The sequence below is a fragment of the Ameyamaea chiangmaiensis genome, from assembly GCF_013376175.1.
GTDB classification, from domain to species: Bacteria; Pseudomonadota; Alphaproteobacteria; order Acetobacterales; family Acetobacteraceae; genus Ameyamaea; species Ameyamaea chiangmaiensis.
This window is the reverse complement of the sequence record NZ_JABXXR010000087.1, coordinates 1-11,931: the sequence shown is the minus strand read 5'-3', so window position 1 is coordinate 11,931 and position 11,931 is coordinate 1. Positions and strand designations below refer to the sequence as shown.

11 protein-coding genes are annotated in these 11,931 nt (G+C 64.6%); 9 read left to right on the top strand and 2 right to left on the bottom strand.

Annotated features, from left to right (window positions below):
- Positions 1-31: 31 nt before the first annotated feature.
- Together HUK82_RS10930 and HUK82_RS10925 are read left to right on the top strand one after the other, a co-directional pair.
- Positions 32-2,323: a TonB-dependent receptor gene (locus tag HUK82_RS10930; protein ID WP_456304201.1), complete on the top strand. Its 2,292-nt coding sequence runs from the start codon at positions 32-34 to the stop codon at positions 2,321-2,323.
- A 10-nt stretch (positions 2,324-2,333) separates the two neighbouring features.
- The gene (locus HUK82_RS10925) at positions 2,334-3,443 is read left to right on the top strand and encodes a glycerophosphodiester phosphodiesterase family protein (RefSeq protein ID WP_176613986.1); all 1,110 of its coding nucleotides are present in this window, start codon (positions 2,334-2,336) and stop codon (positions 3,441-3,443) included.
- 42 nt (positions 3,444-3,485) lie between these two features.
- Here HUK82_RS10925 and HUK82_RS10920 read toward each other — a convergent pair whose 3' ends face one another.
- Entirely contained in the window at positions 3,486-4,352 is an 867-nt protein-coding gene (locus tag HUK82_RS10920; RefSeq protein ID WP_373318290.1) for an ATP-binding protein, read from the bottom strand.
- A 107-nt stretch (positions 4,353-4,459) separates the two neighbouring features.
- Here HUK82_RS10920 and yajC point away from each other — a divergent pair, with 107 nt between their 5' ends.
- The 6 genes from yajC (at position 4,460) to HUK82_RS10890 (ending at position 10,289) form a co-directional block, all read left to right on the top strand.
- Positions 4,460-4,879 carry a preprotein translocase subunit YajC gene (gene yajC, locus HUK82_RS10915; RefSeq protein WP_176613984.1) on the top strand — a complete coding sequence of 140 codons (420 nt, stop codon included), beginning with the start codon at positions 4,460-4,462 and terminating at the stop codon, positions 4,877-4,879.
- Positions 4,880-5,054: 175 nt separating this feature from the next.
- On the top strand, positions 5,055-5,864 hold the full coding sequence (locus HUK82_RS10910; protein WP_176613983.1) for an IclR family transcriptional regulator: 810 nt from the start codon (positions 5,055-5,057) through the stop codon (positions 5,862-5,864).
- Positions 5,861-6,829: a 2-dehydro-3-deoxygalactonokinase gene (locus HUK82_RS10905; protein ID WP_246495138.1), complete on the top strand. Its 969-nt coding sequence runs from the start codon at positions 5,861-5,863 to the stop codon at positions 6,827-6,829. Before HUK82_RS10910 ends, HUK82_RS10905 begins: the two co-directional genes overlap by 4 nt.
- On the top strand, positions 6,829-7,467 hold the full coding sequence (locus HUK82_RS10900; RefSeq protein WP_176613982.1) for a 2-dehydro-3-deoxy-6-phosphogalactonate aldolase: 639 nt from the start codon (positions 6,829-6,831) through the stop codon (positions 7,465-7,467). The genes HUK82_RS10905 and HUK82_RS10900 overlap by 1 nt, the downstream gene beginning before the upstream one ends.
- 17 nt (positions 7,468-7,484) lie before the next feature.
- Positions 7,485-8,633, top strand: a complete 1,149-nt coding sequence (gene dgoD, locus HUK82_RS10895) for a galactonate dehydratase (protein ID WP_176613981.1) — start codon at positions 7,485-7,487, stop codon at positions 8,631-8,633.
- A gap of 252 nt (positions 8,634-8,885) precedes the next feature.
- Positions 8,886-10,289 (top strand): sugar porter family MFS transporter, encoded by a 1,404-nt coding sequence (locus tag HUK82_RS10890; RefSeq protein ID WP_176613980.1) that lies wholly within the window; start codon positions 8,886-8,888, stop codon positions 10,287-10,289.
- Positions 10,290-10,402: 113 nt separating this feature from the next.
- Here HUK82_RS10890 and HUK82_RS10885 read toward each other — a convergent pair whose 3' ends face one another.
- The gene (locus tag HUK82_RS10885) at positions 10,403-11,011 is read right to left on the bottom strand and encodes a superoxide dismutase (protein ID WP_176613979.1); all 609 of its coding nucleotides are present in this window, start codon (positions 11,009-11,011) and stop codon (positions 10,403-10,405) included.
- Positions 11,012-11,141: 130 nt separating this feature from the next.
- On the opposite strand from HUK82_RS10885, the gene HUK82_RS10880 reads away from it, so the two are divergent.
- Positions 11,142-11,931 (top strand): squalene/phytoene synthase family protein (locus tag HUK82_RS10880; protein WP_176613978.1); only part of this gene is annotated, 790 nt, incomplete at its 3' end.

Below are 11,931 nucleotides of genomic sequence, written 5' to 3'. Positions count from 1 at the left end.
GGGCCCGGCAACGGCCGCCCCGCGCGTCGGTATCGCGGGCGCATATGTGCGACCGTCACCCGCAGGCGCCAGCGTGCCCGCCCGGGCAGCCGTCGTTCAGGCGGAAGACATCGTCTCGACCGCACGGCGCAGCCGTTCCGAGCAGAGCCTCGGCCGTACGCAGATCCAGCGCCTTCTGCCCGGTATGAGCCCGGTCAAGGCGCTTCAGATCCTGCCCGGTGTCGTCTTCCAGAATGCCGACCCATGGGGCAACAACGAGCAGAATTCGTCGCTGTTCATTCACGGGTTCAACCAGAACCAGTTGGGTTATACCCTCGACGGCGTGCCGTTGGGCGATCAGGCGTACGGCAACTTCAACGGCCTGTCGCCGCAGCGCGCGGTGATCAGCGAAAACGTTGCCGCGGCGTCGGTCGCGACGGGGGCCGGTGCCCTCGGCACGGCTTCGACCAGCAACCTCGGCGGCACGCTCCAGTTCATCAGTTCCGATCCGGCGCATCGCCTGGGTGCACAGATCGCGCAGACCTTCGGCAGCTGGTCGACCTTCCGCACGTTTGCTCGCGTCGATACCGGCGATTTCGGCAACGGGAACAGCGCGTATATTTCTTGGGCGCGGCAGGATTCCCGGGCGTGGGATTTCGCCGGCCATCAGGGCGGCAACCAGGTAAACGCGAAATTCGTCCATCAGGGCAGCAACGACAAGATCAGCTACTTCTTCGACTGGTCCGACAAGGTCGAACCGAACGAGGACGGGATCGTGATGCCGAACGGGCAGGGGACCTATGTCCGTCCGTTCTTCTATCCGGACTTTGCCGCCGCGCAGAGCTATCTTGCCTCGGGGCAGTCGAAGGCGGCGGGCCTGAACTATCGCAATTACTATTCCGCCGCGCAGCGTCAGGATTTCCTGACGTACGCATCCTGGACACACGATTTCAACGCCAACCTGCATCTCGACACCCAGATCTATTATCATCACGATCTGGGCGAAGGCGTCGTGGCCGGTCCGATCAGCGCGGCGGGCCTGCCGGCACTGTTCGCGGCCTATTTTCCCGGTCAGGACCTGAGCACGGTCTTCGGCGGTTCGGGTTACGCGACACGCACGACCGAATACTGGGACAATCGCGGGGGTATCCAGTCGACCCTGCGCTACAAGCTTGGCAAGCACCATCTGGAAGTCGGCGGCTGGTACGAGCGGAACAATAACTCGCAGGCCCGTCGCTGGTATCCGCTGGACGTCAATAATCCGACGACGCCCTACGAGCGCCAGCAGAATGCGCTGATCGATCAGTACACCAATTATTTCTACACCAACACGTGGACGACTCACCTGCAGGACACGTGGCAGATCTCGCCCCACTTCTCGCTGATGGGCGGGTTCAAGTCCGAACTGGTCTACACCAACGGCACGCTGCCGGTGGCGGCGCTGCCGGGATCCCTGTCGCCCACGACCGCGCGCACGGTGGGCGGTGGCACGATCGCGGTCGTCAAGCCGTTCCTGCCGTCATTCGGTGCGTTGTGGAACTTCACGCCGCACGAACAGTGGTTCGCCAATATCCAGGAAAATGTCCGGACCTATCAGGATGCCGGCTACGGTAGCGCGACGCCTTGGGGCGTGACCAGCCAGAGCGCATTCGAGGAATTCAAGAACAACGGAAAGCCCGAGACGTCATGGACCTACGAGACGGGTCTGCGCACCAACCGCGCCCTGTCGTTCGGACCGCTGACGGGACTGAGCGGACAGCTTGAATACTACCACGTGCATTTTTCGAACCGGCTGCTGGCCGTTGCCACGACGCAGACCCTATCGTCGATCGTGGGCAGCGCCACGATCCTGACCAATGTCGGGTCGGTGACCACGGACGGCATGGATTTCTCGTTCACCCTGCAATTCGGCCCGCATTTCTCGTTCTACAACGCCCTGTCGTACAACAAGTCGACCTATAACGACAATTACATGACCGGAACGACAGTCGTGCATACGGCGGGCAAGAACGTGGCGGGCGTTCCGGCCTGGACCGAGAAATTTGTCGCCTCCACCAACTGGGGTGCGTTTTCGGCCCAGTTCGTCGGCGATGTGATTGACAAGCGTTACACCACATATACCAACGACCTGTGGGCAAACGGCTATGCGCTGTTCAGCGTGAACGCCGGCTATACCTTCCACGGCATTCCGCACGTCAAGGGCCTGCATATCCAGGGCAATATTACCAATCTGACGAATGAGCGCGGATGGTCGACCTTGTCCATCAGCAATGCCTCGGCGCAGTATACTGCCTTTCCCGTGGCACCGCGCATGTTCTTTGGCACCATCAGCGCGACATTCTGAAAGCACACACATGACCTTTTCCCGGCGACAGACACTCTTGGCTCTTGCGGGTATGTCGCTGGGGGGCGGGGTCGCCACCCGCGTCGTGGCCGCGCCGTCACTGGCGCCCCGCCCGCTGGTTTTTGCACATCGAGGCGCATCGGCGTTGCGGCCCGAGCACACGCTTGCCTCCTACGCCAAGGCGATCGCCGACGGCGCCGATTATATCGAGCCTGATCTTGTGCCGACGCGTGACGGCGTCCTGGTCGTCCGGCATGAAAGCAACATCACCGATACCACCGATGTCGCTTCCCGCCCGGAATTTGCCGCGCGCCGCCGCACGATGACGGTCGACGGTATGTCGCAGACGGGTTGGTTCACGACGGATTTTACCCTCGCCGAGTTCAAGACTCTGCGCGCCAAGGAACGCCTTCCCGCCATTCGCGTCCATAACACACGCTATGACGGACATTTCGACGTTCCTACCTTCGAGGAAGTGATTGATTTCGTCGCGGCAGAGTCGGCGGCGCGTGGGCGCGTCATCGGGATCATTCCTGAAATCAAGAGCTCCACGCACTTCCACGCCCTTGGCCTCGACCCGGAAGCGGCGTTCCTGCGTACGATCGCCGCGCACGAATACACGCGGCAGGCCCCGCTGGAGGTGCAGTCCTTCGAGACCGCCAACCTCAAGGCGATTCACGAGCAGGTCAAAACCATCAATCCGCAGGCGCGCCTGATGCTGTTGATGGCCGGAGGCTACACGCCCGCCGATATTGCGGCCGTCGGTGGCCACACGACGTTCCGGGATCTGATGACGCCGTCGTCGCTCAGGCAGGTCCGTGCCTATGCCGACGTGATCGGTCCGGCCAACACGGACCTGATCCCGCGCGACAAAAACGGCGCATGGCAGACACCCACCACGCTGGTCCGGGACGCGCACGAGGCCGGGCTTCTGGTGCATTCCTATACCTGCCGGCCGGAAAACTGCTTTCTGCCGCTACAGTTGCGCGATCATGGTGCGCCCAACGCACGGAACGTCGAGGGCTCGATCGCGGAGATCCGGGCGTATCTGGATCTGGGCCTGGATGGGTTTTTCACCGACGATCCGGCCATCGGGCGGCTGGCGCTCGACGGTGTATGACGGGCGGTTCGACGCGGGGTGTTGAGCCCCGCGATCGTGGGATCAGACGGATAATTCGGCCGTCAGATGTTCGATGAACTGCCACGCGACGCGGCCGGAGCGTCCGCCGCGTCCGACCGACCAGGCATTGGCCTGCCGCACCAGATTTTCGTCGCTGATCGGCAGGTTGCGCTCGCGGGCGTAAGCACGAACCATGGCGAGGAACGTCGCCTGAGCGCAGTTGTGGAAACCGATCCAGAGGCCGAAGCGGTCGGACAGCGATACCTTTTCCTCGGTGGCTTCAGAGGAATTGATGGCCGTCGAACTTTCGTTTTCGATCATCTCACGCGGCATCAGGTGGCGACGGTTTGACGTCGCATAGAACAGCACATTCTCCGGACGTCCCGATATGCCACCATCAAGCACCGATTTCAGCGCCTTGTAATCGGCGTCCTCGCGCTCGAACGACAGGTCGTCGCAGAACACGATGAAACGGCGATCACTGGTGCGCAGCAGCGCGAGCAGTTCCGGCAGGGTCGACAGGTCGTCGCGCTGGATCTCGATCAGTGCGACGCGGCCTTGTCCCGGCGTCGGTGTCCGCCCGTCGACCTGGTTGGCGATGGCGTGCACGGCCTTAACCAGCGACGACTTGCCCATGCCGCGCGCGCCCCACAACATGGCGTTGTTCGCCGGCAGCCCGCGCGCGAAATGGACCGTGTTCTCCAGCATCTGCCGCTTCTGGTAGTCGACTCCCTGCAACAGCGACAGGTCGACATGGGCCACATGCGCTACCGGCGTCAGCCGCCCGAACGCGGGGTGCCAGACGAACGCGTCGGCGTGGTCGATCCCCGCCAGCGAGGGCATGGGCGGCGAGAGGCGTTCGAGGGCTGCCGCGATCCGTTCGAGCACGGGCAGGGCGAGGGTCGGCAGCGTGGCGGTGTCCATGAACCGGATGTCCTTCGTACAAGATGATGGTCCGGAGCGCGCCGGACCTGTATGCAGAGGGCCGATGCCTTGACGGGACGATGGCGAAAACTATGGTCCCGGCACGAATCCGACAACCCGCTTTCGCCGGAGATTTTCGCGTGACCAGCCTGTTCATTTCGCCCGCCTATGCCCAGTCCGCCGGCGGAGGCGCCTTCAGCAGCGCCGGGCTTATTGCCATGGCGCCCTATCTGCTGATCTTCGTCGTGTTCTATTTCCTGCTGATCCGCCCGCAACAGCAGAAGCAGAAGCAACTGCGCAGCCAGCTCAGCGGGCTGCGCCGCGGCGACCGCGTGGTCACGGCCGGGGGCATCGTCGGCGTGGTGCAGAAGGTGCGCGAGGGATCGTCCGAAATCGACGTCGAGATCGCACCCAATGTGCGCGTGATCGTGCTGCGCGACACGATCAGCACGATCCTGAGTTCGACGGCAAAGCCGGCCAACGATTCCGCCGAGCCCGCGAAGAAAGCTTGACGCCGTGCCGACAGGTCCAGGCCTGCTGGCGAAAATGTGAGAGGCCGCCACCAAGTGGTGCTTAAGCCGGACGAGGGATAACCCCTTCGTCCGGCTTAATTTTTGCCTATTCGCCCACAATGTGGGTTTTGTCTCATATATTGAGCCATCGGGGCGTTTGGCATACGTCTCGGGTATGACCGAACGGACAGCCTTGGCGCGTGTCAGTGCGCGCTCGCCGATACCCGGCACCGAACTCCGGTCGGGCACCGGTACGCAGGCGCTTGAACGTGGCCTCGGAATTCTCGAGGCGGTCGGGCGTGGAGCGGGATCGCTTGCCCAGATCGGAGCGGCGACGGGGTGCACCCGCAGCACCACGCAACGCCTGGTCAGCGCGCTGACGCGTCTGGACTGGCTGGGTCAGCGCGCCGGTGCCTACGTCCTGGGACCGCAGTTCGCCGCGCTGGCGGGGCAGGTGGCCGGGGCACCCTCGCTTGCCGCCGTGGCCCGGCCTGTTCTGGAGCGGCTGGGACGCCAGACGCAGGACACAGTGCATCTGGGCGTCCGCGCGGGTGCGGATGTTCTCTATGTCGACAAGATCGCGGGGCAGCGTGGGCTGGAAATGCGCTCCCGCGTGGGGCAGCGCATGACGCTGGTCCTGACGGGTGTCGGGAGGGCGCTCCTGCTCGACGCGGCGGAGAGCGAATGGCGTTCCCTGCTGGACGAGGCGTCGACCACGCGCCCTGTCGACGCCGACCTCTGGGTCGCGCGCATGCTTGACTACCGGGCGCGGGGACGGGTGTTCGACCTTGAAGACAACGAACGCGGGATCAACTGCGTCGCCGCGCCGGTGCGCGATCGCGACGGACGGATCGTGGCCGCGCTGTCGGTGGCCAGCGCGACGCCGTATCTGCCCCGCGAACGTATGGATGAACTCGGGCCGTTGGTGATCGAAGCCGCGACGGACGTCTCGCGCCTTCTACTTCGGGAGGGAGGGCTGTCATGAACGAAACCCCGCAACTGGTGGCCCTGGATTGGGGCACGTCCTCGCTCCGGGGCTGGCTGATGGATGCCGAAGGACACGTGCGGGGCGAATATGCCGCCCCGCACGGCATCATGGCGCTGCCCGAGGGCGGATTTGCCGCGGCATACGCGCAGGCCCGCTCCGGTCTGGGGGCGGACCCGGCGCTGCCGGCGCTGGCCTGCGGCATGGTCGGCAGCACCAGCGGCTGGCGCGACGTGCCGTATGTGGCCTGTCCGGCCGATCCGGCGCGTCTGGTCGAAGGGCTGGGCGCGCGTGACGGCGACGTCCTGCCGATCGTGCCCGGTGTGCGGCTGGACGGCCCGACGCCTGACGTCATGCGCGGCGAAGAGACGCAGATCATGGGCGCTCTGTCGCAGCATCCGCAGTGGGGCGCGTCGTCGATCATGATCATGCCGGGCACCCATTCGAAATGGGTGCGCATCGAAGGCGGTCAGATCGAGAGTTTTCGCACCTTCATGACGGGCGAGCTTTATGCGGTCCTGATGAAGCATTCGATTCTGGGGCGGCCGTCTCAGGGGGGCGAGACCTCCGACAGCGTGCGCGACGACGCGTTTCGCCGAGGCGTGCTGCAGGCGGCTGCCTCCGAAAGTGGCCTGGCGCCCATCCTGTTTTCGGCGCGCAGCCTGTTCGTGACCGGTGTGCTGCCGGGTGCCGCCACAGGGGACTACCTGTCCGGAATGGTGCTGGGCGATGAAATCCGGGCCGGCATGATGGCCATCGGCGGGACGGCCCCGGGCGCCGACACCATCGGGCGCGTGGTGATCGTGGGGGAGGACGCATTGTCGCGTCGCTATGCCCGTGCGTTCGATCTGCTGGGGCTGCCGGCACCGCGCATGGTCGGCAACACGGCGGCCGCGGGCCTGTTCGCGATCGCGTGTCAGGCTGGCCTCGTGCGTGCTGTCGTTTCTGCGAAAGGACTCTCCTGATGAGCATCGACCTGACTGAGGCGATCGGGCACTGCCCGCTGATCGCGATCCTGCGCGGGGTGCGTCCCGCCGAAGCAGTGGCGATGGGCGAAGTGCTGCTCCACGCAGGGTTTCGCATCGTCGAAGTGCCGCTGAATTCTCCCGAGCCGTTTGATTCCATCAGGCGTCTGCACAAGGCGTTCGGTGACCGGCTGCTGATCGGTGCCGGCACGGTCCTGTCGACCGAAGCGGTTGCGAACGTGGCCGAGGCGGGCGGCCGGATCATCGTCATGCCCCACGGCGACCCGGCGGTGATACGTGCGGCCAAGGCGGCGGGCATGGTCTGCACACCCGGTGTCGCAACGCCGACCGAAGGCTTCGCGGCGCTTGCCGCCGGAGCGGACGCCCTGAAGCTCTTTCCCGCCGAACAGCTCGGGCCGACCGTGCTCAAGGCGTGGCGGAGCGTGTTTCCGGCCGGAACGTCCTTTGTGCCGGTGGGCGGCATCACACCGGACAATATGCGTCCGTGGCTCGACGCCGGCGCGGCGGGGTTCGGGCTCGGTTCCGGGCTGTACCGCAAGGGCATGTCCGTGCCGGCGCTGGCCGAGCGCGCCTATCATTACATCCACGCGATCGGCGAATTGCGCTCGCGGAACTGACATCACGGGATAACGTCATGAAAATCACCAAGCTGACCACGTTCCAGGTGCCTCCCCGGTGGCTGTTCCTCAAGATCGAGACCGACGAAGGTATTGTCGGCTGGGGCGAGCCCGTGGTCGAGGGTCGTGCCGCCACGGTCGCCGCCGCCGTGGAGGAATTGTCCGATTACCTGATCGGCAAGGATCCTTTTCTGATCGAGGATCACTGGAACGTTCTGTATCGCGCCGGTTTTTACCGTGGTGGCGCCATCCACATGAGCGCGCTGGCCGGCATCGACCAAGCGTTGTGGGACATCAAGGGCAAGGCCTTCGGCGTACCGGTCTGGCAGTTGCTGGGCGGGAAATGCCGTGACCGGATCAGGGTGTATTCCTGGATCGGCGGGGATCGTCCGGCCGATACCGCCCGTGCGGTGCGTCAGGTGGTCGATCGTGGTTTCACCGCAGTGAAGATGAACGCGACCGAGGAACTGCAATATGTCGACACGCATGAAAAGGTCGATGCGGTGATCGCGCGCGTGGCCGCGATCCGGGAGGAAGTCGGCCCCTATATCGGGATTGGTGTCGATTTTCACGGGCGTGTTCACAAGCCGATGGCCAAGGTTCTGGCCAAGGAACTCGATCCGTTCGACCTGATGTTCATCGAGGAGCCGGTGCTGAGCGAGCATTACGAGGCGCTGCCGGAGATCACCAAGCACTGTTCGACGCCGATCGCGCTGGGCGAGCGCCTGTTCTCACGCTGGGATTTCAAACGCATTCTCGAACAGGGCTGCGTCGATATCATCCAGCCCGATCCGTCCCATTCCGGCGGCATTACCGAGACGCGCAAGATCGCCGCGATGGCGGAAGCCTACGACGTCGCGGTGGCATTGCACTGTCCGCTCGGCCCGATCGCGCTGGCGGCGAACCTGCAGCTCGATGCGGTCACCTACAATGCGTTCATTCAGGAACAAAGCCTGGGGATCCATTACAACAAAAGTAATGATCTTCTTGATTACGTCGTGGACAAGAGCGTGTTCGCCTATCGCGACGGCTTCGTCGCGATACCGTCCGGCCCCGGCCTGGGTATCGAAATCGACGAGGAGTATGTCCGTTCGCGCGCCGCCGAGGGCCATCGCTGGCGCAACCCGGTCTGGCGCCATGCCGACGGCTCGTTCGCCGAGTGGTGAGGCCTTTACCCCGCGCGCCGTCGCGGGGGTTTCCCAGCGCCGATGTGACCGATCACATCTGCGTATGGAGCGGATGAACGCGCTGTAATGGCGTGACGGAGGTGCAAAAATTGCATAGTGTGACACGTTAGCTGAGAGGACTTTCCTGCGCTCCACCCAGCGGCGGACCCCGGGTGTCCGGGCAGCAGGCAACCAACAAGAATCCCGTAACGGGCAGACCCTTCCAAGAAAAAGGGCTGGAGATACAGAACAATGAGTGAAGCAGTATTTTCAACGCATCCGGACGCCGTGCCTCGTACGGCCAAGGGCGTCCTGACGGCCGTCCTGGCCGCCGTCGCGGGCCTGATGTTCGGCCTCGATATCGGTGTGATCTCTGGTGCGCTCAGCTTCATCGCCAAGGATTTTGGCGCGTCGCAGGCCGCGCAGGAGTGGATCGTCTCGTCCATGATGTTCGGGGCCGCCATCGGTGCCCTGTTCGCCGGGCGCCTGTCCTTTTCATTCGGCCGCAAGAAGTCGCTGGTTCTCGGCGCGTGCCTGTTCGTTGTCGGTTCGCTGCTGTGTGCCGTCGCGACGTCGGTGGCTATGCTGATCGGCGCGCGCGTCGTGCTCGGTCTGGCCATCGGCATCGCGACTTTCACCGCGCCGCTTTACATCTCCGAGGTGTCGGACCATGCGCGCCGCGGCTCGCTGATCTCGACGTATCAGTTGATGATCACCATCGGCATTCTGGTCGCCTTCGTCTCCGACGCGCTGTTTTCTTATTATGAGGCCTGGCGCTGGATGCTGGGCGTGGTGGCGTTCCCCGGGCTGGTGTTCCTGGTGGGCGTGATGTTCCTGCCCGACAGCCCGCGCTGGCTGATCATGCGTGGCCGCCACGAGGAAGCGCACAAGGTGCTGACGTCCCTGCGCGGCGACGAACGTCTGGCGCATCTGGAAACGCGCGATATCGTCGAGCAGCTTCAGGAGCGCCAGCAGGGTTTCACCCTGTTCCGCAACAATCCCAATTTCCGCCGCTCGGTCTTTCTGGGTATCGCGCTTCAGGTCGTGCAGCAGTTCACCGGCATGAACGTGGTCATGTATTACGCTCCACGCATCTTCGAGGCGACCGGCTTCGGGCAGGGCGCGCAGATGTGGGGGACGGCGATCGTCGGTCTGGTCAACGTGCTCTCGACCTTTATCGCTATCGGCTATGTCGATAAATGGGGTCGTCGCCCGATGCTGCTGGCCGGTTTCGTCGTCATGGCGCTTGGCATGGGGGTTCTTGGCACCATGCTGTATATCGGCACGGGCACCGATATGGCGCGCTATCTGTCGGTGGCGGTGCTGCTGTGCTTCATCATCGGTTTTGCCTTCTCGGCCGGTCCGCTGATCTGGATCCTGTGCTCCGAGGTGCAGCCGCTGCAGGGCCGCGATTTCGGAATCGCGTGTTCCACCTTCACCAACTGGGGTGCCAACATGGTCGTTGGCGCGACGTTCCTGACGTTGCTGTCGACGCTGGGCACGGCGCAGACCTTCTGGCTCTATGCCGCTCTGAACGCCCTGTTCATCGTCTTCACCCTGCGCTTCGTCCCCGAGACGCGCGGCGTGTCGCTGGAGCAGATCGAGCGCAACCTGATGGCGGGCAAGCCGCTGAACGAGATCGGCCAGCCTGTCTGACCGCTTTCTCTCCGGCCCCCTTTGCCAAAAGGGGGACTACGGTAAAAAAAGCCGGCCCCGTGAGGGAGCCGGCTTTTTCGTGTCCGGCCGGCGCTGGGCCAGCCGACGTCGCATCAGGCTGCGGCGAGCTGGGCGGCCGCGAACTCGTAGTTCGCCAGCTTGTCCAGATAGTTGGTGATGTAATCCGGGCGACGGTTGCGGAAATCGAGGTAGTAGGCGTGCTCCCACACGTCGAGACCGAGCAGCGCCGTGCCCTGGCCTTCGGCCAGCGGGTTGGAACCATTGGCGGTCTTGGTGACGGCCAGCTTGCCGTCCTTGCCCAGAACGAGCCAGGCCCAGCCGGAGCCGAACTGCGTGGTTGCGGCCTTCTTGAATTCTTCCTTGAAGGCATCGACGCTGCCGAGATCGGCAGTGATTTTCGCGGCCAGTGCATCGGGGATCACGCCGCCCTTGGGGGCGAGGTTCTGCCAGAACAGGATGTGGTTCCAGTGCTGGCCCGCATTGTTGAACACCGGCGCCTTGGACGCGTCGCCCTTGACGGCCAGAATGACCTCGTCGAGCGACTTGCCCTGCAGCTCCGGCTGGGCGTCGACGAAACCGTTCAGGGCGGTGACATACGCCTGGTGGTGCTTTCCGTGATGCAGTTCGAGCGTTTCCTGGCACATGCCCGCCGCCGCCAGGGCATTGGGAGCGTAGGGAAGGGCTGGCAGTTCGAAAGCCATGACGTTCTCCATTGTCTAAAGGGCAATATTTTGCCGCGCTTCCAGAGCTATGGGCCCTGCCCCCGAGCGTCAAGGGACGCGGTCGCGTGTCGGGCTTGCTCACCCGTGCGATGGACGGCATGTGATCACGATGCCTGTCTCACCTGACCACAACAACGCGTCCCCCCTGTCGGTTGCGGCGCAGATCGCGCGGCGGTCCGATCCGGACCGGTTCTTCTGCGCCCTGCTGTTGCCAGCGGCGGTGCGCGAGGTCGCGATGACGCTGATCGCGTTTCATCACGAGGCGACGCGGGCGGTGGTCAATCCACAGTCGCATGCGCTGGCCGGACCGATGGCCGGCCTCATCCGGCTGCAATGGTGGCGCGAGATCGTCGAGGGCGCCCCGCACAGACATGAACTTGCCGACCCCCTGCGCCAGGCCGTGGCGTCAGGGCTTCTGCCTGTGGACGCTCTGCTGGGTATTCTCGAGGCCCGCGAGGCCGAGCTGGAGGGTATGGGCGACTGGGAGGCGTGGCGTCTCATGATGCTGCGCGGGGCGGGGGGTGTCTCCCGGGCGCTCGCGCATGCTTTGGGCGAGCGCGATACGAACCGGCTGGACGCGGCGGCGGCTGCGGGCGCGGTTTACGGGATCGGCGGCCTTGTCCGGCATCTGCCGCTGGTCATCGCAAACGGCCGCAGCCCGCTGCCTGATTCGGTGGTGGAAGCGAACGGGGCCTCGCGCGACTCCCTGCCTCTGCGCCTCGATGACGGTGCGCTGCGCGCGATTGACGGTCTGTTGCGGGAAGAAGGGGCGCGGATGCTGGACCGTGCCTGCGCGACACGCCCGGGGTCGGGTCGGGTGGGGGCTGTCCTGATTGGCGTGCTGGGCGCGCGTGATCTGCGCAGGCCATGCGCCCCGGGCGCGCCGCGCGGCCTTGGCG

What these genes read in the sequence shown, in the direction of transcription:
- HUK82_RS10925 (WP_176613986.1), top strand. Translation starts at nt 2,334, where the DNA reads ATGACCTTTTCCCGGCGACAGACACTCTTGGCTCTTGCGGGTATGTCG.
- yajC (WP_176613984.1), top strand. Translation starts at nt 4,460, where the DNA reads ATGGTCCCGGCACGAATCCGACAACCCGCTTTCGCCGGAGATTTTCGC.
- HUK82_RS10910 (WP_176613983.1), top strand. Translation starts at nt 5,055, where the DNA reads ATGACCGAACGGACAGCCTTGGCGCGTGTCAGTGCGCGCTCGCCGATA.
- HUK82_RS10905 (WP_246495138.1), top strand. Translation starts at nt 5,861, where the DNA reads ATGAACGAAACCCCGCAACTGGTGGCCCTGGATTGGGGCACGTCCTCG.
- HUK82_RS10900 (WP_176613982.1), top strand. Translation starts at nt 6,829, where the DNA reads ATGAGCATCGACCTGACTGAGGCGATCGGGCACTGCCCGCTGATCGCG.
- dgoD (WP_176613981.1), top strand. Translation starts at nt 7,485, where the DNA reads ATGAAAATCACCAAGCTGACCACGTTCCAGGTGCCTCCCCGGTGGCTG.
- HUK82_RS10890 (WP_176613980.1), top strand. Translation starts at nt 8,886, where the DNA reads ATGAGTGAAGCAGTATTTTCAACGCATCCGGACGCCGTGCCTCGTACG.
- HUK82_RS10885 (WP_176613979.1), bottom strand. Translation starts at nt 11,011, where the DNA reads ATGGCTTTCGAACTGCCAGCCCTTCCCTACGCTCCCAATGCCCTGGCG.